Genomic DNA, 23,844 nt, shown 5'->3' on the forward strand with positions numbered 1-23,844 from the left:
TACGCTTGATATCATCAATCTTTGACTGGAGGCAGAGCCTCTAATAGGCATTCCCATGCTCTGCATGGGAACGAGAGATAAGCTATTTCAGACTAATGATATTTGAATTATTTTACTTTTTCAAAACTACATGGAAGGAATTTAAATATCCATTAATGGTTTTAGCTAATGTCTTCTGCTGTTTTTTTGTAGTTATTGCCATTACTTGATATAGTCTGCCTTCGGCAACATACATTCTACTTTTAGTGATTTTCCCTCCAGAATTAATATACTCAATTTCTTTGCCAGGATGATTATTGTAACTACGAATATTTCGTTGACTAATTAAATTGCTTTTCGTCGTCTTTAAAGCCATATCCCGTGCATTATTAAGTACAGCTTGGGGGTCAGCCATTTGACCATAGCTATAAGGAAAATCATTGTAAGCAACGATGTATGCTACTTGCTGTTTTGGTGGTTGAGCAACAAATATTTCTAAGGTAATTTCCCCCATGTAAGTTTTTTGGTATTCAGTATTTCTGTTTGGGCTTCCCGGCATCAAAATACTAAAGCGTCCATCGGGAGCGTTGTACAATTTCCATTGTGGCTGTACGGGTTGAGAAACTGTTGGTTTGACAACAGCCACCGGAGGTTTGACTGGACGCGCTTCCACAAGAATAGAGCCACCACAGACTATGGTGGCGGCAATTAGTGGCAACAGACTTTTAACTGTCATAAGTTTTACCTTTTGAGATGCCGATCTCACTGATGATGCCAGCTGTTATAACCTAGCAGCACATAAAGCAGCACCAATTAGGCCGACTTGCGAATTGAGGATTACATACACGGGGATCTCTTCCAGGAGGCGGCGCATTCTACCTTTTTGGGTGAAATTTAATAAGAAACTACTGTTTTGGATTAAGGGCAGGATTTTGGGCGCAATTCCGCCAGCGATGTATAAGCCTCCATAAGGTAGGAGTTTCAAGGCAAGATTCCCGGCTTCTGCACCATAAGCGTCTATGAATAATTGCAAAGTTTGTTCCGAGAGGCGATCGCTACTTTGCAATGCAGCCGTACCAATAACAGCACCAGGATCGACGCTTTTCTCTTCCTGTCCCGCTTCTTGTTCCCAAGTTCTGACAATTTGGGCAATATCTGGTGATTCGGTGGCAAATTTGCGATCGCGCAGAAATTGGTAAATTGCCACAATTCCCATCCCAGAAACCACGCGCTCCACAGAAATGCGCTGGATATCATGTTTACCCAGCAGGTATTTCAACAGTTGAAACTCGATTTCGTTCCGAGGGGCAAAGTCAGCATGTCCACCTTCTGAGGGAAAGACTTGATGGTTGTTTCCCTGTTTAATTAAAAATCCTTGTCCTAAACCAGTACCAGCACCAATAATGCCAATGGGAGCTTCGGGTTGAGGTTTGCCAACTTGCAACGTGTGCAAGTCTTGTGTTTGTAAACCTAAAATGCCGTAGCCAACGGCGGCGAAGTCGTTAATCAAAGAAATATGCGGGATACCTAATTCTTGTTGTAGACGTTCTGTATCTAGGAACCAGATTAAATTGGTTAGCTTGGCAGTATTTTTGACAATGGGCCCAGCGATCGCAAAACAAGCCTTTTCTGGTATTGGTGTATTAGCTTTGGCCAAAAACTGCTGCACTATCGGTACTAAATCGGGAAAATCAGCACTGTGGTAACTTTCCTGATAAATAGTATGTAAAGCTGGTGAATCTGATGTTTCAACCAATCGCAAAATAGTTTTCGTACCGCCGATGTCTCCCGCTAGTAACAAAGTCATAGAATTTATTCGTGAATTAATTACTTTTTTTGTAGGATATACCCAAAGTACCAGAAGCCATGAACGCAAATCTCTATCAAAGGTTTAAGCAAATCGAATAACTTCTTCTATGTGGGTTAAATGGGAAGTATCTCCCGTTAGTTCTAATAACCATTCTGGGTCTTGGCGTACCACTTTTACCAGAGAACACAAAGAAGCTTTGACTTCTGTTTTGGCAATTTCCCCCACTAGCCCCATTGCCCCACCCAACACAGATGCGCCATGTGCCACTAGCAGGATATCCTCTGGGAAGAATTCAGTAGCTAAACATCTCGCAGTTTGCCCAGAACGTTCTCGCACTTTTTCGTGAGTTTCAGGATATTTAGCGGCGATGCGCGAAGTGTAACTGGTGTCAATTCTGGGGAATAATTTTGCTAAGGCTGGAGTTGAGAGTCTTTCGGGTTCTTCCGTCATCCAAACTGGATTTAGCCATTCACTCAAGCCTGTTTCGAGTTTGATCGGCAATTTGAGCGTTTCTGCAACTGCATTTGCAGTTTGTACAGTTCGCAGGAAAGGAGAGGCAAAAATATGGCCAATCTTTTCTCCTTTCAATCGTTTCGCTAATTGCTGTGCCTGAAGCATACCATCGTCAGACAAGGGTGGATCGTAGCGTCGTTCGGCGGTAAGAAACCAATCAGGGTTTACAAAATCGAGGCGGTTAGCGTGTCTTGCTATCCAGACTATTTGACTCATAGGTTTAATGATTCCGGTGAATATAATTCGCCGCTAAACAAATAATAGATATCTGCAAGGAGGGCTACAAATATTAATATAGTATGACAAAATCGTAATAATATTTAATAATACTAATGATTAGGAAAAGTTATTACTGGTGTCAGTATAGTTTTATTCATAAAAATTGGCCATAGCAATCCTGAATCAAAAGAAATCGGGGATCTCTGGGTTGCACTTCTCACAAATCAAATAGGATGAAGATAAATATGAATTTCTACAATTGCTTATAACTTCAACCATCCAAATAGTTGCCCTACAGTTAACTGAAAACCGCTAACTAAATCGGGAACTGGTAATATTTCTTGTTCTTCTTGTAAAAGTTCTGGTTGCTGCTTTGGCGGATAAACTAAAACAGAATGCTCATCTGGATCAATTAACCAACCGAAGCGACTACCATGTTTTAAACAATGTAGAATATTTCCGGTTACTTTAGTCTGGCTTTGATCCGGCGAAAGAATCTCAATTGTCCAGTCTGGATATGTCTTAAAGACATTTGCCACTTCTCCACGCTCGTCTAATAAAATCCGTTCCCAAGCAAACACAGCTATATCAGGGACAATTGAACGTCCGCCAAAAGTACATCGCAATTCTGGAAATGCAAGGGCAATTCTTTGAGGTTTGGTTACAGAATTGATATTACTGACTAGTTCACCCTGAAGAATACTATGTTTTCCTTGTGGCATTGACTTTTGAATAATTTGACCGTTGATGTATTCTGAGCTAGGTTTTGTTTCTGGTAGTTTCAAGAACTCTTCTAAAGTTAGGGGTTTAGTTGGTGATTTTACCATCTGCTTGTACTTCCTAATTTTTTACATACAACAATTATGTATCGTTTAAAATTTTAACTGGGTAAGCACGAATTGCATCATCGACAGTCACAATAGTAAGGTCATGCTGCAAAGCTTGACAAATTAGCATTCGGTCAAACGGATCGAGATGGATATTAGGAAGCTTGCTAAGTTGTACAACACTATCCTCTGTTAAAGGAAGGCTAGTAATCAAATGCCGTTCACGCTGTATCGGTAGATAAATCTCAGGTGATTGAGGCAAAGGTAATTTGCCTAATTGATACTTAACGGTTGCTTCCCAAATAGAAATTATACTTAGATATACATCATTATCAGCATTACGAATAATCTCTGTAAACGTATTTGATAAAAGGCTATCGCTACTAATAAACCAGAGGAAAATATGGGTATCTAGTAGGAGTTTCATTTACCCTCAAACTCACTTATAATATTCTCTGGCAGTGGTTCATCAAAATCATCGGGTACAATAAACTCTCCTGCACAGAGCCCGAATGGTCTAGAGAGATCAGGTGCTTTTACCGTCAGTTTAATTTCAGCAATTGGCTTTCCACCACGTATAATTACAAGAGTTTCCCCAGCTTCAACGCGCTGAAGATAGCCTAATAAGTCACGTTTTATTTCATCGACACTAATCCAGGTCATAAGAAATTTATTGGGTTATTACTCTACTATAATCATCACCCTAAATAATCTTTTTTAACTCGCTCATCACTAATTAATTCTGATGCTGCACCTGTTAAATAAATCATTTGCGAAACTCATCCCAAAGTTCAAAGAACCTATGGAATGCTTCTACCTCAGATTCAGTTGAATTGATCATGAATAAATACCAACCTATAGCGTTACCCATGTGATAATTTTTGCGTAACCATTTATCAAACTTTTCTTCTAGATCGCAATTGAGTTGCTCTACTTCAGGGATATTGTGTTCAACAACTGCTATATTATAACCAAGTAGCAAAGCCTGTAGCGCAGTTAAAGATTTCTTACCTAGATACAGACCAGGACGCGAACGCACTTCATTAAGAAAATCTTGAAATGTTGAACCCTTAAATAATGTAAACATCAATATAATATTTATCCTAAATAAGCTTTTTTAACTCGCTCATCACTAATCAATTCTGATGCTGCACCTGTTAAAGTTATAGAACCAGCCTCTAGAACGTAACCGCGATCGGCAATTTGTAGCGCCAGATTCGCGTTTTGTTCAACTAACAAAATAGTCACGCCTGTAGCCCGGAGATTTTCAATAATTGAGAATATTTCTCGGACGATCGCAGGTGCTAAACCTAAGCTAGGTTCGTCTAAAAGCAACAGTTGTGGTTTACTCATGACAGCACGTGCGATCGCTAACATTTGTTGTTCACCACCGCTAAGAGTTCCTGCTAGTTGATTGCGTCTTTGGGATAAACGGGGAAATAGCTCAAATTGGCGCTGAATATCTGCTTTTATCTCGGCTTGATTGGAGCGAATATAAGCACCCAAAAGTAAATTATCAAATACTGTTTGCCGCGCTAATACTCTGCGTCCTTCAGGACAATGGGCGATACCAAGTTGTACAACCTCATGAGTTTGGCGGCGGGTAATATTATGTCCATTATAGATAATTACACCATTCTTAGGATTAACTACTTTACTTATGGCGCGGAGTGTAGTAGTTTTACCAGCACCATTAGCACCAATTAAAGTAACTACTTCGCCTTTTTGAATAATTAGATTAATCTTTTTAAGAGCTTGGATACCGCCATAATTTACATCAAGTTCTTGAACTTCTAAAATTGTATAATTTGGTCTACTATCGGCTTTCATCGGCGGTTTACATCCAGAAATGTTGATTCAAAACCTAACATACATCAATCATACATTTCTTAAAACAGTGCGTAGGCCTACCCCGTCGTAAGACATTGCTGAAACTTCAAACCAACGCCATAATACCGCAATCTTTATGATGTACCATTAATTACTAATAAAGATATCAAGCGTCCAGTGGCAAAAGTAGCAGATATTGGTAGCAAGCGACTAATTAATTTAGCTCCCGATGCATGGGTACAATGGGTGACACAGCGTCCTGAAGTCGTGGCGAAAGAAATTCTCGGTTCTGAATTTCAGTGGATTAGCCGGGAAACAGATGTGTTGGTGAAGGCATACAGTGCCACTCACGGCGATTTTCTCGTACTGAATGAACTACAACTGCGTTACACTGCACAGATGCCTCTACGGATGAGAGCATATACTGCCTTGGCACAAGAACGGTATCGATTGCCAACTTACCCAGTACTGATTAACATTTTACCGCCTCCACCTACGTTAACTATTGTTAATAGTTACGAGCAGGAATTTTTAGGATTACGTGCTATTCAAGATTATCGCGTGATTAATTTGTGGGAAATTGATGCTGAAATAGTCTTTCAGCAACCACTACCATCGTTGTTACCCTTTGTGCCAATCTTGCGAGGAGGGGGAGAAGTATCGGTTGTGCAACGCGCATTACAGACGCTAAGAGCAGATGCACAGCTGAACCAATTAGAATCATTGCTGGCATTTTTTGCTAGCTTTGTGTTAGACACGCCTTTAGTGCAACAAATCATGAGGTGGGATATGGCAGTATTGCGAGAATCGCCTTGGTATCAGGAAATTGAGCAAAGAGGTATTCAGCAAGGTGCGCGACGGCAGCTAATTCGGGTATTGGAACAACGCTTTGGCGAAATTCCTCATGAAGTGGAAGTAAGGCTTGAAGGCAAGAATGTGGAACAATTAGAAACTTTAATGGATAGCGCGATCGCGGTGAGTTCTTTAGACGAATTTGTGGTAATTTTGTCTACGTAAATTCATTCATTTCCCAAATAAGCTTCAATTACAGCCGGATCATTTCTAACTATAGATGGTTCACCCAAAGCGATTAATTGACCAAAATCTAACACCGCAATGCGATCGCACAAACCCATAACCAATGGTACATGGTGTTCTATAAGGATAATCGTTAAATTGAAGCGATCGCGCAAGCTGCGGATAAATTCACTCAATTGCTGCTTTTCGTTGGGGTTCATTCCCGCCGCCGGTTCATCGAGAAGTAAAATTTGCGGTTGTAATGCCAAAGCGCGGGCAATTTCTAGCCGACGCTGATCGCCGTAGGCAAAGTTTTTGGCTTTTTCGTCAGCGCGATCGCTCAATCCCACCAAATCCAATAAATCTAAAGCTTTTTGCTTAGTTTTCAATTCTTCACTAGGCGCTGGTGGTAATCCTAAAACTCCTGTAATCATATTACTTTTAGTGTGTAAGTGTCGGGCAATTATCACATTTTCTAACGCTGATAATTCCCCAAACAATCGAATATTTTGGAAAGTACGGGCGATACCTAAAGCCGCAATTTGATGGGGACGCAGTTGGGAAACTTCTGCACCTTGATAAATTAATTTACCGCTAGAAGGTGGAATGAAGGCAGTAATCAAATTAAACAGTGTTGTTTTGCCAGCACCATTAGGGCCAATCAGTCCAAAAATCTCATATTTATTGACACTAAAAGATACATTATTTACCGCCACCAAACCACCAAAGCGCCGAGTCAATGCTCTTGATTCTAAAACAATATTGCTGTTATTTATTGGAATACTATGTGACATTTTTGCATATTATTATGAATATAAGACTTACGCAATAACTCTCTAAAACTCTTATTCCTTTGTGTGCTTCTCTTCGAGACGCTTCGCGTTCGCCTAGCGTTCCGGAGGAAAGGGGGTTCGTTTTTTCCTTTGAAAAATATCTGGAGTAATTAGCCCTTGAGGAAAAAAGATTGTACCTATTACTACAAGTAAGCCAAAAATAATTAATCTCCCATCTCGCAAAAACTGCGCTAACCAATTAGGTAAACCACCAGTATCAGCAAGGCTTCGCAGAATCTCTGGTAAAGCTGTAAATACCATACCACCAACTACCGGCCCTAAAAAAGTTCTCGAACCACCAATTAAAACAAAAGTTAAATATATAATACTGGCATCAAAAGTACCTTGACGAGCATTCCAGGTATTGAGAAAGTGGGCACTAATAGCACCTACAACCCCTGCAAGTATAGCCCCTAGTGTAAATGCTAAAACTTTGTAATAAGTAGGATCAATTCCCATTGCACCCGCAGCTAATTCATCTTCGCGGATAGCGATAAAAGCCCTTCCGACACGAATACGTTCTAAACGATAAAGCAGCACCATACTAATTAATAGTAAGGGCAGGGCAATCCATAAATACTCAAGTTGTGTTTGGAAAGGTTGAGGAACGCCAAAGATTCCGACAGCGCCGCCTGTAATATCCAGATTGAGGGAGATGACGCGCAGAACTTCCACAAAAGCGATAGTTGCGATCGCTAAATAAATTCCTCGCAATCTCAACGCCGGAATTCCCACTATTACACCCAATACACCAGAAATTATACCCGCAATTAACATCTCCAATAACAACAATGGAATAGGAAATAAACCACTACTAGGAGTTAAAACTTTTGTAGATAAAATTGCTGCAATATACCCACCTAAAGCATAAAATCCTGGACTAGCTAAAGACAATTGCCCTGTCATTAGCGGTAAGTAAAGTGACAGTCCTAATAGCGCCCCCAATACCATAGAGACAATTAAAGAAGCGTAAGTAGCGAAAAAATCAGCCATTTATTTTAAAGTATTTCCATATAAGCTCAATTAAACTATCACTTTTTTAAACTATTAAGCTGTTAATATTTGCTCTGCTGTCAGCGTCAGTTCAGGAAAAGTTCGTGACAGAATTCGTTCTAAACCTCTAAACAGTGTCCGTTGGTATTTCCCCTCAGCATCTAATAGAAAAACAAATACAGCCGGAACTTTTGGATTTCCTAAATACTCTCTTAGCCCAATAAATAATCTACAATCCAATATTCTGTAATACCTAAGCGTTGATATTCATCTAATTTATCAATGTAGTCATCTTCCCAATTAGTTGATGTCACCTCTACAGCTAACTGGATAGGTTCTTCAAGTGCAGCATAAGCAAAACGATTTGAGCGCCATTTATCTTTATCTATGACACTTACATCAGGCTTGCGCCCTTGTTCTATTCCATTAGCAGTTATAGTTTTAAAGACTGCTGTGTTATTAACTACATAATTTAGGTTTTGTCGTCTAATTTCATCATTGAAACCAAACAATAGAAAATTAGCGACATCATCATGATTTCTGGTTGTACGCACTTCTACAATTTCTCCATCTACAAGTTCATATAAACCTGATTCTGGACATTGTTCTAAAAATTGCTCAAAAGTTAACTTTTGTTTGGTGTATGTTTTCATAACACTTTGTCTCTTTAAACTTTCTGAATAAATCGCCGTCCAAGTAAACCTTGGGGTCTAACTAATAGCATGATAAACAAAATTCCAAAGGCTACTGCGTCTTTATATCCAGAGTAATCGGCGGGTACAAACGCCTCTACTAATCCAATTACCAAGCCTCCCACCACTGCACCAGGAATACTACCTAAACCACCTAAGACAATTACCGCTAAACCCCGCAAACCAAAAGCAATACCGAAATATGGCCCTGCAATACTAACACTAGAAGCGACTAAAGTTCCGGCTAATCCTGCTAAAAAACTGCTGATGAAGAATGTTAGGATGATAAAGCGATCGCTATTAATTCCTAACAAGCTAGCTGTAGTTGGATCTTCTGCGATCGCTTGCATTGCCTTCCCATATTTAGTCCGATTGATAAAATAGGTAAGAATTGCCACAATCACCACAGATACAGTAAAAATTACCACCTGAACACTGCGAATCGGAATTGGATTTTCTGGACTACCAAAGTTAATCGCTGCTGGCAAATTACCGTAAGTATTTGCAGGGTAGGTGTAACTTTCTGCACCTACTAAATACTGGATTAAATTCACAATTACCACTGCTACCCCTAAGCTAGAAACAACAGTTAGTAAAGGATCAGATCCTTGACGGCGCAGAGGTTGAAAAGCAACGCGTTCCATCACTATGCCTACCAATCCCGCCAAAGTACTTCCTAAAATCAAGGCGATCGCAAATGGTAATTTTATCGGCAGGGCTGCATTAGCTAACAAGCCATTAAATCCAAAGTTGCCACCCATAAGTGCGTAAGTGAAATATGCACCCAAGGTAAAAATTGCGCCATGAGCTAAATTAATGATGCCCAAAATAGAATAAACCAAGGTATATCCTAAGGCAAAAATTGCATAGACACTGCCGATGGATAACCCATTTAATAATTGCTGTAAAAATAGATTGATATTCATTTAGCAATTATTTTAGAAATGTAAATTTACCTTTGCTCCCGTCTTTTTCCATCTTTATTTGGGCAACATAGAAATCTTTTTGTACAACTTCACCTATGGGAGTAAAACCAATTTCACCCAGAGGTGTATTGTATGTTCCGGCAAGTATCTGTTTGTTTAATTCTGTCCGCAATTCTGGTAGCTGTAATTTGTTGACTTTGCTCTTTTTATCTAAAGCTTGGAGTGCTTCAACATAAACCTGTACTGCTGTGAAAGCTTGAGCGCTAAATTGGGGTGGTTCTTTTTTGTATTCGTCAGTATAGGCTTTACGAAATGCCGCGTTAACTTCACCTGGATGTTCTGGACTATAAGCTTGAGCAATCAATACACCATCACAAAGGGCTTTACAAACTGGCAATAAATTCGATGTATTTAAACCATTTCCACCGACAATTAAGCCTTTATAACCAAGTTCTCGCAATTGTCGGACTAAATTACCACCATCAGCAGCCAATCCAGAAATAATGATCAAATCTGGTTTGAGATTAATGGCATTGGTAGCTTGACTTTGAAAATCTGTATCACTGGTTTGGAACTTTTGGACTGTTATCACTTCCAGCCCTTGATCCTTAACTGTTTGTTGAAAAATTTCCGTTTCTGACTTGCTAAACGCATCATTTTGAGCAAAGAAAACTGCGACTTTTTTCAGTTGAGGATTTTGCTTAAGTGCAGCTTTCACCGAATTAGGGGCGACAACGGAAACTGGTGCGGAAACACGAGCAACGTAATCACCAATTTCGGGAATGCCTTTAGCAGTATTTGATGGGCCAATAATTGGTACTTTTGCACGTTCGGCAATGGGGTCGGCACTAAAGGCTTGCTGTGATAAAGTTGGGCCTACAATACCGATAACTTTATCTTTGTTAATGAGAGTTTGAAAAGCGTTAATTGCCCCAGCTTCATCACCGCTAGTATCTTGAAACACTAATTTAATTGGTGTGCCATTAACCCCACCTTTGCTATTGAAATACTTCTCGGCAAGTTTGGCTCCAGCAACTTCCTCTTGTCCTAGTAATGCTACATTGCTAGTTTGTGCAACAGCAATACCGATGGGAATAGCTCCTGACACTGTACCCGTTGTCGCTGTGGTATCAGTTGCAGTGTTACTTGGGGTACTTGAACTATTAGTTGGAGAACTTGTCACAGGGGTATTGCCACCACCACCACCACAGCCTGTTAGTAGTAAAGCGCAAGTTGATAATAATGCTGTTGTCCGAGCAATCGCGTTGTTCATCGTTGAATAATCATGTAGTTATGAGATATTCGTAAAAAGCTCCTAATCTGCAAACCAAGTGACGCAGATTTACACTTTTGCACGAATTCTATTAAATCATTCTTATTTCACCATGCAAAGAGAAATATTCAAAGTGTTTGTAAATACAAATTATTATAATTAGTAATGATTTTATCATTCCTCCCTTCTATTGCTATGAAGTCGCTGAAAAAATCTCCGGGTTAGAGCGTCTGCGTTAACCAGGTAATTTTAGCTTGTTGAGTATTCAGTCAGAAATTTTAAGTCTTTTTTTCACTACCAGCTAATTCCTTTGGTTCGTAGTGACGGCAACCGTTACATGGGCCATCGGGATTGATTGCACAGCGAATGTAGCCAGATCGAGCATTAAACTTGCAGCTGATATCGCCAATTAGATAACCCACTCCTTCTAAATAATAGCGATCGCCTGCAACCGATCTCAAATTTTGCCGTCCCTGCACCACTGGAAAATTCATCGCTGCTTGTCTCATCCGTAAGCGCGATCGCTGGGTTTTGCGGATCATCCACAGGGAAAACAGGGACGGTAAAAAACCAACGGCAATCACTAAAAGTGTCTTTAACACCTTCTTTTTACCTCTTCTGTGCGCTGATTGATTTTCCCTTATGTTGCACTCTAGTTTTACGGAAGTGCAAATATTAGGGCAGCTTTGCCTTTTTGCTACCAACTATGGTTGCAATTAGCAATGGCATTGTGGTGTCAAGAAATTTTGAAAAAGAAGTTCTTTCCACCACTTCAATCAGCATAACTGCTACAACCTCAAGGGTGGAATGCCGTTGAATATCGATAATTTTAAGATTTGTTAACTAATACCTTTTTGAACAAGCATTTGGTATTAGCTTTAGCGCCACTCTTGTTTTTTCTGTGTCGCTGAGATGCTAATCTTTTTTTGGTTTGCTGACGCAGTTGCTGTGCTAAGAGTGCGGCTTCCCTTTCGGCTCGGAATAAATCAACTCTTCGCGTTGTCAAAACAAATGATTCATCCGGCTTTCGTTTCACCCAAGGGACGCTAACTGCGAAATACTGACAAATATTTTTGTATGCGTCCTGAATTACTGCTGGGTAACGTTTTTGAGTATTTAGTGTGTTAGCGATCGCTTTCAACTCCAATATCGCTGCTTCTAACTCCGCTGCCATCTGATTAATGCGTTCGACTTGCGTGATTAAACGCTCCCGTTCACTGATGACTTTTTCCTCTTGGGGTTGCAGTGGCACTATAGCAGTAGTTACAGATGTCGGCTGCAACAGTGAAACTTTCACTAAAATGGGCTTTTTGTCCGTGGTTTGAATTTTTTTCATACTACTACCTCAAGTAAGGCTAGCTGACTTGTAAGGCATTGTAGCAGCAATTTAGTACAAATGTACTAAATTTTTTGCCACACTCACCACTCTTCATTTCTGTGATGCTGATGGATACTTATATATATGGGAATTAAAAATTTAACTATGGAAAAACAGCCGATACAAGTAATTGGAGGTGGACTAGCTGGAACAGAAGCAGCGTGGCAAATAGCTCAAGCTGGAGTACCAGTAATTCTGCATGAAATGCGTCCAAAGCGATTTAGTGCTGCTCATCATACAGAACATTTAGCAGAACTAGTGTGTAGTAATTCCTTTGGGGCAATGGCAAGCGATCGCGCAGCAGGATTATTGCACGAAGAGTTACGCCAACTAGGTTCTATCGTCATTTCCAAGGCTGATGAACACGCCGTCCCGGCTGGTGGAGCGCTAGCTGTAGATCGAGGACAATTTGGCCAAGACTTGACTGAAACTTTAGCACATCATCCTTTAATTGAATTCCGTCGAGGTGAAGTGTCTGCGATTCCCGAAGGAATTGTGGTTTTAGCAACCGGGCCTTTAACTAGTCCCGACTTAGCAGAAGATTTGCTCCGCTTTACGGGTATGGAATACCTGAGCTTTTTTGATGCAGCGAGTCCAATTATAGTTGGAGAATCGATTAACCGTGAAATTGCTTTTATGGCATCACGTTATGACAAAGGCGAAGCCGCTTATCTCAACTGCCCAATGGATAAAGAGCAGTACTTACATTTTAAGGAAGAACTCTGTAAAGCTGAACAAATAGAACTCAAGGGTTTTGAACGGGAAACAGCGAAATTTTTTGAAGCCTGTTTACCCATAGAAGAATTAGCACATCGGGGGGAAGATACCATGCGTTACGGCCCCCTAAAGCCAGTGGGATTGTCAGATACTCGCACAGGGGAACGTCCTTATGCTGTGGTGCAGTTGCGACAAGAAGATAAAGCCGGTCAACTGTGGAATATGGTAGGATTTCAAACTAACCTACGTTGGGGCGAGCAAAAGCGAATATTTCAGTTAATTCCCAGTTTGGAAAAGGCAGAGTTTGTGAGGCTGGGAGTGATGCACCGCAACACTTTTATTAATGCTCCCCAGCTAATGCATCCTACCTTGCAATTTAAAGTGCGTCCGACATTATTAGCGGCTGGACAGTTGATTGGTACTGAAGGCTACACGGCTGCGGCTGCGGGTGGCTGCTTGGCGGGAATTAATGCAGCGCGGTTAGCTTTGGGTAAAGAAGCTTTAGTTTTACCACCAACAACAATGATGGGTGCGTTATTGGAATTTATTAGTTCCGCTTCGCCCAAGCATTTCCAACCAATGCCGCCCAACTTTGGGATTTTTCCCGATTTAGGAATGAAAATCAAAAGTAAACCAGAGCGTTATGGACGTTACCGCGATCGCTCTTTAGCTGATTTGGCAAACTGGAAAGTTAATCGTAATTAATGGGCATGGGGCATGGGGCATGGGGCATTGGTTATTAACTTATCTCCCTCATCTCCCCACTCCCCATCTATACTTTCAGCACCCAAGCTTGACGATTCTCAGAGCTAACAAAAGGCGCCGGTACAATTTCGATATCCACTCCGAGGGCTTTGAAAGTGGCACGAATAGCAGCAGCATGAGCAGACTCAGTAGAGCCGATACTCGCCCCGATAGTAATCAATTTTGGAGTTTTCAACTTAGCAATTTCTTGGCTATAAGCGATCGCAGCATCTATCTCTAGAGCTAAAGCCAACTTGGCAATATTCACATCACTATCCAAGTTCCCCTCACCCCTTTTGATGTAAGATGAAACATCATAACTAGACCCTGTTTTTACTGGAGTTCCTCCCAAACTCTTGATCGTAGCTGTTAAAGCATCTCGATGGTTTTTATGATCCGCTTGGTTGCGGAGTGCCAAAGCTAAAACAGCTTTACCAACCTCAGTAGTAGTTAGTTTGCCAGCAGCAGCACCATAAGCCCAAATTGCCTGGTGTTCGTAATAAAGAGCATTATTCAGAATTTTTATATCGTTTCGCCCAGCAGTTGTTAGAGCATCAGCCTTCTGGGCAATCAGCGGCAAACCTAACGCAGTCGCTATACCACTAACTGCTCCACTCACTATTACCCCACGGCGGGAGGATTTTTTGCTTAAAGGATTTTGAGAGTCCATGAGTTAGTGTCTCCTGAAGAAATCACGGTTTTACGATGCGGAGATGAAAATGAGGGCATACCCAGGGCACAAATAGCCCTGCAAGTACTTCCTTGGGAAAACAATAATTTTTCCCAATGAATAGTTCTAATGTGTCTTGACTAGATGTTCACTTTCCAGGCCAATGACTGCTCATTTTTAACTCATTTTGGTGGCAATGGTGTCAGCAATTACACTACATTTGGATCAGTAAGAGGGCAAGAATAAATCAAACTATGTTTTCCCACCTCTACCAGGTTTTCTACATATCTTTCAGCTTTGATCGGTGCTGCATAATCGAGATTAAACCAATACAAGGATACTCCCACCACCGCTAAACCTGGACACAGCAAAGTGATTAAGAGAATTGCTATCCGTGCATTCAGATATACCACCTGCTAATATATCTGCTCAATACTGACATAGCTGGAATCCTTGTGTTACAACTTGGCAGACCAATTTAATAATGCGTTGGAGTGGGTGAATCAGATTTTGGGAATAATCCTCATAGTGTTTGAAAGCATAGTTGTGGTGGGGCTTCGCACTATGAGAGCGCGATTTCTAGAAAAAAAGCAGATTTATTGCTGTTTCTCGATTGCATTTTGCTGCATTATGTGGATTTGTTTGGCATTAATTCCAGCCTACGCAACATCCACAGGGTCTATTGATAATTTGCGACAACAGCAACAACAGATGAATCAGCAGCATCAGAGTGTGGTTCAAGATCGCGATCGCTTAACAAATCTCCAACGAGAGGCTCAAAAAAACCTCACTGGCTTAAATCAAAATGTGCAAACTACAGATAGCTACATTCAAGAGAGCGAATCACGATTACAACTCGCCGCCCAACGTCTCCAGAAGTTAGAGGCTGATTTAGATGTGGCGGAACGTTCATATCAGGAGCGTCAAGTAGCAACAGTAGCACGATTGCGTTATCTCCAGCGATCGCCTGCTTCTTTTGGATGGGCAGTTTTGCTTGAAAGTGAAAATATCAGCGACTTTTTCAGCCGTCGTCATCAGTTGAAGTTAGTCTATCAGGCAGACCAGAAAATTTTGCTAAAACTCAACACCCAAGCAAAGCTGATCGATAAACAGAAAACGGAAGTAGAACAGCAAAAAAATGAAATTGCCTTGATTCGTGAGCAACTGCTGGCACAAAAAGCCGATTATCAAACTCAGGCGCAATCGCAATCAGAATTGATTCAACGCCTAAATAGCGATCGTCTGGCCTTGGAAGCGGCACAAAATCAGCTAGAAAGGGAATCGAAAAATCTCGAAGTCTTGATTCAACAAAAGGTAGCAGAAGCCAGATCCTCAGAAGAAGCCCAAACAAAAACCAACAGCCGTACAAATATCATCCGGGGAACTGGTGTCATGACATATCCCAGCGATGCTTCTACTAGCAGTCCCTTTGGCTGGCGGATACACCCTATTCTTGGCTATCGTCGCTTTCACGCCGGCTTAGACTTTGCCGCCAGTTATGGCAGTAAAATTCGGGCAGCCGATTCAGGAAAAGTAATTTTTGCTGGGTGGTATGGTGGCTATGGCAGAGCAGTAATTATCGACCACGGCAATGGTCTGACGACACTCTACGGTCATACCAGCGAGTTGTATGTCACCGAAGGACAAGCAGTTGAACGTGGACAAGCGATCGGTGCTGTTGGTTCCACGGGTTTCTCAACTGGCCCCCACCTCCACTTTGAAGTGCGTCGCAATGGTACACCAGTCAACCCCACTGATTATCTTTAAGTCATTACCAATTCGACCGCAAACTTGATCACAGACGTGCTATTATTGGAAATAATGAGGGCGCGTAGCTCAGTGGATAGAGCAACAGATTCCGGTTCTGTGGGTCGGGGGTTCAAATCCCTCCGCGCTCGTTACCTTTACAGACTAACCACAAAATCGAGAGGTCATTTCCTCTCAGTTTTCTCTCACGGGATAAAACTAATCTACCCTATGAGACAGAATTGCAACGGATAGCTGGAATACAGAAAAATTATATGTCAGACTTATTAATATAATTTTTAGTTACAACTCATTTATAAAACCTGTCTCTGATAATTCCTAAGAACTTGCTAGAAAATTTTTAATATAATTTATACCAAACTTGACTTTTTTAAAATTTTGTGCGTCAGGTTGATTTTATAGTGGCGCTGTCTCTGCGTTAGAGTGCTATCACCTATATCTACAGGTATGTACTTTAGTGTGTAAAAAGTTGCATACTTTACATAGTTCAGTATATTTTCATCCAACTTTTTATGCTTGCTAGGGAATCCAAAGGAAACGGGACTCCTAATTAATAAGAAGACATAACTGTTAGAAAATATCTAATTTCTACTTTCCATGCGTTATTTAACGACTGCAACTGGGAAAAATAAGATGTAAGGCAAAATCTCAGTTAAAAAATAGGTGTTTATGTCGCAACTAGAACATAATATACTACAACTTGCTAAACAAGGCAATCCAAAAGCTATTGCAACTATAATAAACAGACAACTAGAGCCTAAAGGTATCATTGCTCAAGTTGATTAGACATCTCCGAAAACTGCCTAAGTATCTCTGTGACTAGCTTATAGCGTGCGCTCGACAGTTTCTGAATCCAGCTAGTTTCGACGATAGAATAGAGGTTTGAGATGTTTGTTGTTAATAATTAGACAAAACAACGTGGTTATGTGCATTCATTTTCAACTCCTGTGCTCGCGTATGTTTCTACTGGTAATACAAGTGCCCCAATTCGTAATCTTACTACTCCACAAATTGTCAAAATTACCTCAGCATACTTTTTAGGATTTTGTTCAAGATGATTCAGTATGTCGCTCATGTTTCTGTGTCAAAAAAGCTATTTGATGTTCTTTTACCACAGAATATTACTATTTTGGAGATGTCTAGTTGGTTGTTTGGGGTTGCCAATAAATCGCCTACCACCTAAAGCCGCATAGTCTACAATCCAGTATTCTGGTATACCTACAGCTTCGTAATCAGCAGCTTTTTTTAAATAATCATCACGCCAGTTGCTACTCACTACCTCAACTACTAAGGGTATTGATTCTGCTTGGCTTACAGTAGATTCTTTTTTCCACAGAGGTTCGTTTACCAAATTAGGGCGATTTAATATCAATACATCTGGTGAGTAAGCCGATTCACTTTCAAGAGGTTTTACTAATACTGTTTTAGGTATGAAGTAAGGGAGATTCAAACGAATACACTCTCTAGTAATTTCAAAGGCTAAAAATCCAACTACCTCTTCATGGTCGCCTGTTGGTTGGGACATTTCGACTATTACTCCATCATGCAATTCATAACGTTTCCCTGTGTTGTCAGGATATTTAGCAACGAATTCATTGAAGGTAACTACTTTGCGTAAGGCTTGAATCATAAATTATTGCCATTCGTCTTAATGCTAATGATTATAGAGCGTACTTTAACCGAGGGTTGTGCTTACGGACGAAATGGAGATGACTTTGATACAGTGCGTGATTTTTCTGAAGTCATCACACCTGACTTTTATTTTAAAAAGAAAGAGGCTTTGAGGCTTATTACTTTTTGTCTTTTGGAGCCTAGCTTTCTTATAAAGCACAATATTCCTAGCCCTTGAAGATCACACGTCTGGGAATTTGAGCGTCTTGGCAAACTAAAAGATATCTCAACCCAGAATCAGATCATATTACCAGTAGAACCGAGATCACACTTCGATTAGTTCATCTCGGCTAAACTCAATATTTATACTTAAATGTAAAAGATGCTCACATAGTAACTTAAATTATCACAATGAAAAGAGCAGATCGCAAAGATTCTAATTATACCAACGCTGTTAATAATCCTCGCTCACAACAGAAAGAACCAGTTTCTTATCATGAGCTTAAACTTTCATTGATGACTGTTCGCGCCAATCTTGAGGAGGCGCGAAAACTTGCGAAAGAAAATGAGGAGGCTGCATCTCAACGCGATGAAGCAGAACAACGTGCAAAAGAAGCTACATCACAACTGGTTCATGTTCAGCAAGAAATTCAAACTTATCAGATCGAGGCTAATGAGCGAAAACTCGAAGCTAATGAGCTAAAAGAGCGAGTCACTCAAAATTATCGCTTCTATATTGATGAGCAAGAAAATCATCAAAAAACGCTCTACCTTTACAACAAAGAAAAAGCAAAAATATCCCAGCTAGTTCATGTTCACCAACGAGAGATCCAAACTTGCCAACTCGAAGCTAATGAGCTAAAAGAGCGATTCACTCAAAATTATCTCTTCTATCTTGATGAGCAAGAAAATCATCAAAAAACGCTCTGTCTTTACAACGAAGAAAAAGCAAAAATATCCCAGCTAGTTCATGTTCACCAACGGGAGATTCAAACTTGCCAACTCGAAGCTAATGAACTAAAAGAACAAGTCACTCAAAATTATCGCTTCTATATTGATGAACAACAAAGTAGTCATCAACAAACACTCTGTCTCTACAACGAAGAAAAAGCAAGAGCAACTGAATTTCTTACCAAATATGATGCAGCCAACTCTGAACGAGAAATGTATTTGACTTTATACAATGAGGCTAAAGCAGAACTCAAACATGAGCGTCGTTCCAAAGCTAGTATTAAGGGATGGGAAACGCGCCGGAAAGCCGAGAATGAAAAGCTAAAACGAGAAATTGCCCAGATGGTTGTGCTATTGCGTGACTCTTTAGCAAGTAAGGATGAAGCAGTAAATAGTCTTTACCTTGTAGCAGAGCGTATGGATCGGATTCAATCTCTAGTCGATTCGGTGGAAGAAGAAACAACTAACAATCCTATAGGTTTAGTACAAAAGTTTAAACGCATCTGGCTAGCAATTAAAGATATCCTTTCTGAATAAACAAGCGTATTCATGAGCAATAAATCACTACCAACCACCCAAAAACAAGGTAAAGCGAGGCTGGGAGATCAAATTCGCAATATTGCCGATCGCCTTAAACAAGAGACTGATGTACAGATACAAGCAACTTCTCGGATTTTAGGGGCTGCTGCTCAAATTGCCGAAAATCATGACCGACTTATTCATGAAGTAGTTGATATGGTTGAGTCAGACCTAAATGCAGAGAAACAGGTAAATCAAAAGCATATTTATACTGTTGATATTCTGAAGCAACAGTTTAAAACATTACGGAATGCAAAGGCTCACTTTAATCTGAAAGTTAGTAGTTGGGAATCACTAGTTAATAAATTAAATGCTACATCTTACCAAACAACTAGAATACAGAATGAACCTCAATTAAATCAGGGCTTGGCAGAAACTAATATGATAAATGGTGAATATAATTTTAAGAATATTGAAAAATTGACGGTTTTTTTAGAATCTGATGTTGCAGAAATGTTTCCCAATTCGGAAGCAGTAAATGAAGCTCTGCGTTTTCTAATTAGAGTTACGAGTAAAAATCGTTGAAGCATTATAGCAACCATATAGAAAAATATATTTTTCTATATGGTTAAATATATTTTTCTCCTCTTATTGCTAACCTATCAGGCGTAACACCATCAGAGAACGATCCGTAACTGGTAAAGTTTGAGAGCCTGAAACTAATTTTCCCCGATCTAAAAAGCGAGGTTCATTAGTGTCAATTACTATTTCCCATACTTTTTCTTTAAATTCATTGGGCAAAGCAAAATCAATTAACTCGTAATGAGCGTTAAAAAACAACAGAAAACTTTCATCAATAATCCGCTCACCACGATCCCCTGGAGTAGCAATTCCCTGCCCATTCAAAAAAATCTCCATTACTTTGGCATAACTAACTAGCCACTGCTTCTCAGTCATTTCACTGCCATCAGAATTAAACCAGGCAATATCATTAATGCCTAAACCGTGAATGGGGCGACCTTGAAACCACTTACGTCGTCGAAATACTGGATGCTGATTACGAAAATTAATTAGTTCGCGTGTAAAGTCTAGTAAATCCGAGTTCGCTTTATGTAAATCCCAATGCCGCCAGGAAATCTCATTATCTTGGCAATAGACATTATTATTTCCCTTTTGACTACAGCCAATTTCATCTCCCTCTAATAGCATTGGGACACCTTGAGATAGCATTAGAGTTGCTAAAAAGTTTCGTCGTTGTCGTTCGCGCAAACGCATTACTTCTGGATCGTCGGTTTCGCCTTCTACACCACAATTCCAGGATCTATTATGGCTTTCGCCATCTCTACTATCTTCCCCGTTTGCCTCGTTATGTTTTTCGTTGTAGCTGACCAAATCATTTAACGTGAAACCATCATGAGCAGTTATGAAATTAATACTTGCATTTGGGTTACGTCCATTGGTTTGATATAGGTCAGGGCTACCAGTAAAACAGTAAGCAAATTGTCCTAAACTATCATCTACACCACGCCAAAAATCTCTGACTGTATCCCGATATCTACCATTCCACTCAGACCAACGTAGTGGAAAGTTCCCGACTTGATAGCCGCCTTCTCCTAAATCCCAAGGTTCAGCAATTAGCTTCACATCTGCCAAGATTGGGTCTTGATGAATAATATCAAAGAAAGCTGATAGATTATCTACTTCATATAATTCCCGTGCCAGCGCCGAGGCTAAATCAAAACGGAAGCCATCTACATGCATTTCTATTACCCAATAGCGCAGGCTATCCATGATTAACTTCAGAACTTGAGCATGACGCACATTCAGAGAGTTACCGCAGCCTGTAAAATCCATGTAGTAGCGAGGATCGTCCTTTATCAAACGGTAATATACAGAATTATCAATACCTCGCAAAGATAGCGTTGGCCCGAAATGATTTCCTTCGCCTGTATGGTTGTAGACTACATCTAAAATAACTTCAATTCCCGCAAAATGTAGTGCCTTGACCATTTGCTTGAATTCAGCGACTTGTTGTCCCCCAGTACCATTAGCACTGTAACTAGAATAGGGTGCAAAATAGTTGATGGAATCGTAGCCCCAGTAATTCTTTAATCCTTTGTCTTCTAAATGCCCTGGATGAGATAGAAAATGATGTACTGGCATCAATTCAACTGCTGTAATTCCCAATTGCAGTAAGTGTTGAATTGCAGCCGGATGCGCTAACCCGGCATAAGTGCCGCGCAACTCTTCTGGAATACCTGGATGTAGTTTTGTAAAACCTTTGACGTGAGTTTCATAAATAACTGTTGTATGCCAAGGTGTCGCAAGAAGTTGATCGCCTTCCCAATCAAAAGATTGATCGACAACAATACACTTGGGCATTATTTTGGCATTATCTAGTTCAGAAAAAACTAGGTCTTTTTCCTCAGCGTCTAGAGAGTAGCCAAAGACAGATGGATCGTTACTAAACTCACCGTCAATTGCTTTAGCGTAGGGGTCAATCAATAGTTTGTTGGGATTAAATCGATGACCTACTTCCGGTGCCCACATCCCATGCACTCTAAACCCATACTTTTGACCTGGCCCAATTCCTGGTAAATAACCATGCCAAACAAAATTGTTTTTTTCTGTCAGAGGTAAGCGAATTTCTTCGTCATCATTATCAAATAAACAAAGTTCTACCCCTGTTGCATTTTCCGAAAATAAAGCAAAGTTTGTTCCTTTACCATCCCAAGTTGCACCTAAAGGATATACTTTACCTGGCCATAAAGTTACATACATAAGTAAATCTTGAATGATTTGTTTTCCGGTAAATAATTGATTTCGACTTTTTTGAATAATTAGTTAAAATTGAAAGTTACTAATAATTCGTTAAAATCACTAACATTTAAATCTAACTGATAAATAGTGTTATCTGCTCTATCATTAGCAATATAAATTTTTATTCCTTAAGTCAGAAAAAATCCAGATTTCAAGCGATCGCACAGCGTAGGGTAGTTGTAGAAATTGCGATCGCTTCGGCAGGACTAACCCCCGTGGAGATTGAAAATTAATATAAATGTCATGTACGATACATTCATATTTTACAATTGTGTGCCAATACGCTATTCCACATCTATCTTAGGTTAAGTTAATTTACCAAACTATTCCACCGATTGGGGGATGTAAAAAAAATATCTTGTTGTTAGTTTATGTAATAGCTGAATCAACTACAAGCTGAAGATAAAAACCATGAGTATCGAAAAAAGAATAGAAGCTACTGCAAAAAATATTGAAGGAAAAATTCAAGAGGTTGTGGGTGAAATAACTGGTAATCCACAAGACAAAGCTGAAGGACAAGCAAAGCAAGCTGAAGCCCAAGTTTCTCACACTGTAGAAAACATTAAGGATGAAGTTAAGAAAATTGTAGAATAATTTAGCTAGTGCAGTGTCAATACGTCTGGCTTTGTGAAAAATTGTAGGTTGGGTGAAGCAAAGCGTAACCCAATAAGATATATGAAAATAAAAGCGAAATAAGATATTCAATTCAATACGGTTCATTACAGCAGTTTTGATGTATTTGAACCACATCTGTCGTAAGGGCACAGCAATGCTTTGCCCCTATTACGTTGTACATTAACTAGTTATTTGTCAATTTAACAAAATATTATCACAATATTCTAAATACCTAAAACTGTGACATAAGCTGTTACGCAGCTTGATTGTATAATACTAGATTAATTACTTAATCTAGTATCAGCCACCTATGCCAGCAAAAAATTATCTTTCCTAAGAGCAGAAGGAACGGCTACTAAAAACACTAAAAGAGCATGAAAATCCCTACATAAGAGAAAAGATTCTGATTTTATTGTTGATGAATAATGGAAAAACTTATCAAGAAATTAGTAAGTTTTTAAATATTGCATATCCAATCAGTAGCGTATTGGGCAGTACATGGAGATATAGATAATCTAGAAAGTTTTTTAGATGGAAGAAGGAAAGGAAGCTTTGGTAAAGTTACTAAAGAATATGAAGAGATGTTATTAGAGGTAATTGAAAAAGAACCAGCAAAGTCTTGATAGGAATTTGGTCGATGGACAGCAGCAAGGCTAGCAACTTACAGCACTTACGGCAGCTATGAGGTACATTCTCAAATTTAAAAGCTTTGATAGGAGAGGGCGAGGAGAAAAACTGTATTGTATAATAACCGGAAGCGCTGTAAGTTAATGGTAGTAAGCTTATGGGGTGGTAAGCCCTCGTTTTAGGGCAATAATGGTTGCTTGGGTGCGGTCTTTAGCCCCCAACTTACTTAAAATTCGGTTGACAAACGATTTGACGGTGTTTTCAGTAATTGTTAAGGCAACACTAATTTCTAAATTGCTCATGCCTTGAGCGACTAATTGCAGGACTTCCAATTCGCGATCGGTCAATTCTGGATTGTTCATGCGCTGCACTAATTTAGCGCCAACATGGAGTGGAATATATTGCTGACCGGCGTGAACAGTGCGAATCGCGCTTCGTAGTTCACTGGGTTTAGAATCGAATGGCACTAAGAAAAGCTCTAAGGTATGCAGAATAAGGGTTACAGCTTTTGAT

General features: G+C 40.0%; 25 protein-coding genes, 1 tRNA gene and 2 pseudogenes. 8 read left to right on the top strand and 20 right to left on the bottom strand.

Features of this window, described 5'->3' with window-relative positions; all coding sequences use genetic code 11:
* Positions 1–112: 112 nt before the first annotated feature.
* From HWQ39_RS27860 to HWQ39_RS27895, 8 genes are all read right to left on the bottom strand, one after another.
* Positions 113–715 (bottom strand): hypothetical protein, encoded by a 603-nt coding sequence (locus tag HWQ39_RS27860; RefSeq protein WP_292852569.1) that lies wholly within the window; start codon positions 713–715, stop codon positions 113–115.
* Between the two features lie 45 nt (positions 716–760).
* On the bottom strand, positions 761–1,786 hold the full coding sequence (locus HWQ39_RS27865; protein ID WP_292852572.1) for a glucokinase: 1,026 nt from the start codon (positions 1,784–1,786) through the stop codon (positions 761–763).
* Positions 1,787–1,870: 84 nt separating this feature from the next.
* A complete protein-coding gene (locus tag HWQ39_RS27870) occupies positions 1,871–2,518 on the bottom strand; it encodes a histidine phosphatase family protein (protein ID WP_292852575.1) in 648 nt (215 codons plus the stop codon).
* A gap of 266 nt (positions 2,519–2,784) precedes the next feature.
* Positions 2,785–3,348: a Uma2 family endonuclease gene (locus tag HWQ39_RS27875; protein WP_292852578.1), complete on the bottom strand. Its 564-nt coding sequence runs from the start codon at positions 3,346–3,348 to the stop codon at positions 2,785–2,787.
* 34 nt (positions 3,349–3,382) lie between these two features.
* The gene (locus tag HWQ39_RS27880) at positions 3,383–3,775 is read right to left on the bottom strand and encodes a type II toxin-antitoxin system VapC family toxin (RefSeq protein ID WP_292852581.1); all 393 of its coding nucleotides are present in this window, start codon (positions 3,773–3,775) and stop codon (positions 3,383–3,385) included.
* The gene (locus HWQ39_RS27885; protein WP_292852584.1) at positions 3,772–4,011 is read right to left on the bottom strand and encodes a type II toxin-antitoxin system Phd/YefM family antitoxin; all 240 of its coding nucleotides are present in this window, start codon (positions 4,009–4,011) and stop codon (positions 3,772–3,774) included. The genes HWQ39_RS27880 and HWQ39_RS27885 overlap by 4 nt, the downstream gene beginning before the upstream one ends.
* 103 nt (positions 4,012–4,114) lie before the next feature.
* The gene (locus HWQ39_RS27890) at positions 4,115–4,435 is read right to left on the bottom strand and encodes a hypothetical protein (RefSeq protein ID WP_292852586.1); all 321 of its coding nucleotides are present in this window, start codon (positions 4,433–4,435) and stop codon (positions 4,115–4,117) included.
* 11 nt (positions 4,436–4,446) lie between these two features.
* Positions 4,447–5,178 carry an ABC transporter ATP-binding protein gene (locus tag HWQ39_RS27895; RefSeq protein WP_179066154.1) on the bottom strand — a complete coding sequence of 244 codons (732 nt, stop codon included), beginning with the start codon at positions 5,176–5,178 and terminating at the stop codon, positions 4,447–4,449.
* A 177-nt stretch (positions 5,179–5,355) separates the two neighbouring features.
* Between HWQ39_RS27895 and HWQ39_RS27900 the strand changes: the two genes are divergently transcribed.
* A complete protein-coding gene (locus tag HWQ39_RS27900; protein ID WP_292852589.1) occupies positions 5,356–6,195 on the top strand; it encodes an Rpn family recombination-promoting nuclease/putative transposase in 840 nt (279 codons plus the stop codon).
* Positions 6,196–6,197: 2 nt separating this feature from the next.
* Here HWQ39_RS27900 and HWQ39_RS27905 read toward each other — a convergent pair whose 3' ends face one another.
* From HWQ39_RS27905 to HWQ39_RS27935, 7 genes and pseudogenes are all read right to left on the bottom strand, one after another.
* Positions 6,198–6,989 carry an ABC transporter ATP-binding protein gene (locus HWQ39_RS27905; RefSeq protein WP_292852592.1) on the bottom strand — a complete coding sequence of 264 codons (792 nt, stop codon included), beginning with the start codon at positions 6,987–6,989 and terminating at the stop codon, positions 6,198–6,200.
* Positions 6,990–7,082: 93 nt separating this feature from the next.
* Positions 7,083–8,021 (bottom strand): branched-chain amino acid ABC transporter permease, encoded by a 939-nt coding sequence (locus HWQ39_RS27910; protein ID WP_292852595.1) that lies wholly within the window; start codon positions 8,019–8,021, stop codon positions 7,083–7,085.
* A gap of 54 nt (positions 8,022–8,075) precedes the next feature.
* A pseudogene (locus HWQ39_RS27915) lies at positions 8,076–8,674 on the bottom strand (Uma2 family endonuclease).
* 14 nt (positions 8,675–8,688) lie between these two features.
* Positions 8,689–9,639, bottom strand: a complete 951-nt coding sequence (locus HWQ39_RS27920) for a branched-chain amino acid ABC transporter permease (RefSeq protein ID WP_292852598.1) — start codon at positions 9,637–9,639, stop codon at positions 8,689–8,691.
* Positions 9,640–9,646: 7 nt separating this feature from the next.
* A complete protein-coding gene (locus tag HWQ39_RS27925) occupies positions 9,647–10,912 on the bottom strand; it encodes an ABC transporter substrate-binding protein (protein WP_292852601.1) in 1,266 nt (421 codons plus the stop codon).
* Positions 10,913–11,190: 278 nt separating this feature from the next.
* A complete protein-coding gene (locus HWQ39_RS27930; protein ID WP_292852604.1) occupies positions 11,191–11,514 on the bottom strand; it encodes a DUF6464 family protein in 324 nt (107 codons plus the stop codon).
* A gap of 227 nt (positions 11,515–11,741) precedes the next feature.
* The gene (locus HWQ39_RS27935) at positions 11,742–12,248 is read right to left on the bottom strand and encodes a hypothetical protein (protein ID WP_292852607.1); all 507 of its coding nucleotides are present in this window, start codon (positions 12,246–12,248) and stop codon (positions 11,742–11,744) included.
* 147 nt (positions 12,249–12,395) lie between these two features.
* Here HWQ39_RS27935 and trmFO point away from each other — a divergent pair, with 147 nt between their 5' ends.
* On the top strand, positions 12,396–13,712 hold the full coding sequence (trmFO, locus tag HWQ39_RS27940) for an FADH(2)-oxidizing methylenetetrahydrofolate--tRNA-(uracil(54)-C(5))-methyltransferase TrmFO (RefSeq protein WP_292852646.1): 1,317 nt from the start codon (positions 12,396–12,398) through the stop codon (positions 13,710–13,712).
* 67 nt (positions 13,713–13,779) lie between these two features.
* Here the strand turns inward: trmFO and HWQ39_RS27945 are convergent, their stop codons facing one another.
* Positions 13,780–14,421, bottom strand: a complete 642-nt coding sequence (locus HWQ39_RS27945; RefSeq protein ID WP_292852610.1) for a ferritin-like domain-containing protein — start codon at positions 14,419–14,421, stop codon at positions 13,780–13,782.
* A gap of 209 nt (positions 14,422–14,630) precedes the next feature.
* A complete protein-coding gene (locus HWQ39_RS27950; protein ID WP_292852612.1) occupies positions 14,631–14,834 on the bottom strand; it encodes a hypothetical protein in 204 nt (67 codons plus the stop codon).
* A gap of 151 nt (positions 14,835–14,985) precedes the next feature.
* Here HWQ39_RS27950 and HWQ39_RS27955 point away from each other — a divergent pair, with 151 nt between their 5' ends.
* Both HWQ39_RS27955 and HWQ39_RS27960 read left to right on the top strand, forming a co-directional pair.
* Entirely contained in the window at positions 14,986–16,188 is a 1,203-nt protein-coding gene (locus tag HWQ39_RS27955; protein WP_292852649.1) for a murein hydrolase activator EnvC, read from the top strand.
* Positions 16,189–16,246: 58 nt separating this feature from the next.
* Positions 16,247–16,319, top strand: a tRNA-Arg gene (locus HWQ39_RS27960).
* A 1,010-nt stretch (positions 16,320–17,329) separates the two neighbouring features.
* On the opposite strand, the pseudogene HWQ39_RS27965 reads toward HWQ39_RS27960, so the two are convergent.
* Positions 17,330–17,818, bottom strand: a pseudogene (locus HWQ39_RS27965) (Uma2 family endonuclease); the annotation flags it as partial.
* 392 nt (positions 17,819–18,210) lie between these two features.
* On the opposite strand from HWQ39_RS27965, the gene HWQ39_RS27970 reads away from it, so the two are divergent.
* Both HWQ39_RS27970 and HWQ39_RS27975 read left to right on the top strand, forming a co-directional pair.
* Positions 18,211–19,287 (top strand): hypothetical protein, encoded by a 1,077-nt coding sequence (locus HWQ39_RS27970; RefSeq protein ID WP_292852615.1) that lies wholly within the window; start codon positions 18,211–18,213, stop codon positions 19,285–19,287.
* A 12-nt stretch (positions 19,288–19,299) separates the two neighbouring features.
* Positions 19,300–19,854: a hypothetical protein gene (locus HWQ39_RS27975; RefSeq protein WP_292852618.1), complete on the top strand. Its 555-nt coding sequence runs from the start codon at positions 19,300–19,302 to the stop codon at positions 19,852–19,854.
* 69 nt (positions 19,855–19,923) lie between these two features.
* Here HWQ39_RS27975 and glgX read toward each other — a convergent pair whose 3' ends face one another.
* Positions 19,924–22,050, bottom strand: a complete 2,127-nt coding sequence (gene glgX / locus HWQ39_RS27980) for a glycogen debranching protein GlgX (protein ID WP_292852621.1) — start codon at positions 22,048–22,050, stop codon at positions 19,924–19,926.
* Between the two features lie 450 nt (positions 22,051–22,500).
* Here glgX and HWQ39_RS27985 point away from each other — a divergent pair, with 450 nt between their 5' ends.
* Together HWQ39_RS27985 and HWQ39_RS27990 are read left to right on the top strand one after the other, a co-directional pair.
* Positions 22,501–22,683: a CsbD family protein gene (locus tag HWQ39_RS27985; protein WP_292852624.1), complete on the top strand. Its 183-nt coding sequence runs from the start codon at positions 22,501–22,503 to the stop codon at positions 22,681–22,683.
* Positions 22,684–23,168: 485 nt separating this feature from the next.
* Complete coding sequence (locus HWQ39_RS27990) at positions 23,169–23,327, top strand: hypothetical protein (RefSeq protein WP_292852627.1); 159 nt, start codon at positions 23,169–23,171, stop codon at positions 23,325–23,327.
* A gap of 159 nt (positions 23,328–23,486) precedes the next feature.
* Here the strand turns inward: HWQ39_RS27990 and HWQ39_RS27995 are convergent.
* Positions 23,487–23,844, bottom strand: a 358-nt coding sequence (locus HWQ39_RS27995; RefSeq protein ID WP_292852630.1) for a response regulator transcription factor, incomplete at its 5' end; no start/stop codon positions are given.

This window comes from Nostoc sp. NMS8 (assembly GCF_017115045.1).
Lineage (GTDB): Bacteria > Cyanobacteriota > Cyanobacteriia > Cyanobacteriales > Nostocaceae > Nostoc.

What these genes read in the sequence shown, in the direction of transcription:
- HWQ39_RS27890 (WP_292852586.1), bottom strand. Translation starts at nt 4,435, where the DNA reads ATGTTTACATTATTTAAGGGTTCAACATTTCAAGATTTTCTTAATGAA.
- HWQ39_RS27875 (WP_292852578.1), bottom strand. Translation starts at nt 3,348, where the DNA reads ATGGTAAAATCACCAACTAAACCCCTAACTTTAGAAGAGTTCTTGAAA.
- HWQ39_RS27905 (WP_292852592.1), bottom strand. Translation starts at nt 6,989, where the DNA reads ATGTCACATAGTATTCCAATAAATAACAGCAATATTGTTTTAGAATCA.
- HWQ39_RS27865 (WP_292852572.1), bottom strand. Translation starts at nt 1,786, where the DNA reads ATGACTTTGTTACTAGCGGGAGACATCGGCGGTACGAAAACTATTTTG.
- HWQ39_RS27910 (WP_292852595.1), bottom strand. Translation starts at nt 8,021, where the DNA reads ATGGCTGATTTTTTCGCTACTTACGCTTCTTTAATTGTCTCTATGGTA.
- HWQ39_RS27920 (WP_292852598.1), bottom strand. Translation starts at nt 9,639, where the DNA reads ATGAATATCAATCTATTTTTACAGCAATTATTAAATGGGTTATCCATC.
- HWQ39_RS27885 (WP_292852584.1), bottom strand. Translation starts at nt 4,011, where the DNA reads ATGACCTGGATTAGTGTCGATGAAATAAAACGTGACTTATTAGGCTAT.
- glgX (WP_292852621.1), bottom strand. Translation starts at nt 22,050, where the DNA reads ATGTATGTAACTTTATGGCCAGGTAAAGTATATCCTTTAGGTGCAACT.
- HWQ39_RS27925 (WP_292852601.1), bottom strand. Translation starts at nt 10,912, where the DNA reads ATGAACAACGCGATTGCTCGGACAACAGCATTATTATCAACTTGCGCT.
- HWQ39_RS27945 (WP_292852610.1), bottom strand. Translation starts at nt 14,421, where the DNA reads ATGGACTCTCAAAATCCTTTAAGCAAAAAATCCTCCCGCCGTGGGGTA.
- HWQ39_RS27985 (WP_292852624.1), top strand. Translation starts at nt 22,501, where the DNA reads ATGAGTATCGAAAAAAGAATAGAAGCTACTGCAAAAAATATTGAAGGA.
- HWQ39_RS27860 (WP_292852569.1), bottom strand. Translation starts at nt 715, where the DNA reads ATGACAGTTAAAAGTCTGTTGCCACTAATTGCCGCCACCATAGTCTGT.
- HWQ39_RS27935 (WP_292852607.1), bottom strand. Translation starts at nt 12,248, where the DNA reads ATGAAAAAAATTCAAACCACGGACAAAAAGCCCATTTTAGTGAAAGTT.
- HWQ39_RS27880 (WP_292852581.1), bottom strand. Translation starts at nt 3,775, where the DNA reads ATGAAACTCCTACTAGATACCCATATTTTCCTCTGGTTTATTAGTAGC.
- HWQ39_RS27870 (WP_292852575.1), bottom strand. Translation starts at nt 2,518, where the DNA reads ATGAGTCAAATAGTCTGGATAGCAAGACACGCTAACCGCCTCGATTTT.
- HWQ39_RS27895 (WP_179066154.1), bottom strand. Translation starts at nt 5,178, where the DNA reads ATGAAAGCCGATAGTAGACCAAATTATACAATTTTAGAAGTTCAAGAA.
- HWQ39_RS27955 (WP_292852649.1), top strand. Translation starts at nt 14,986, where the DNA reads ATGAGAGCGCGATTTCTAGAAAAAAAGCAGATTTATTGCTGTTTCTCG.
- HWQ39_RS27975 (WP_292852618.1), top strand. Translation starts at nt 19,300, where the DNA reads ATGAGCAATAAATCACTACCAACCACCCAAAAACAAGGTAAAGCGAGG.
- trmFO (WP_292852646.1), top strand. Translation starts at nt 12,396, where the DNA reads ATGGAAAAACAGCCGATACAAGTAATTGGAGGTGGACTAGCTGGAACA.
- HWQ39_RS27970 (WP_292852615.1), top strand. Translation starts at nt 18,211, where the DNA reads ATGAAAAGAGCAGATCGCAAAGATTCTAATTATACCAACGCTGTTAAT.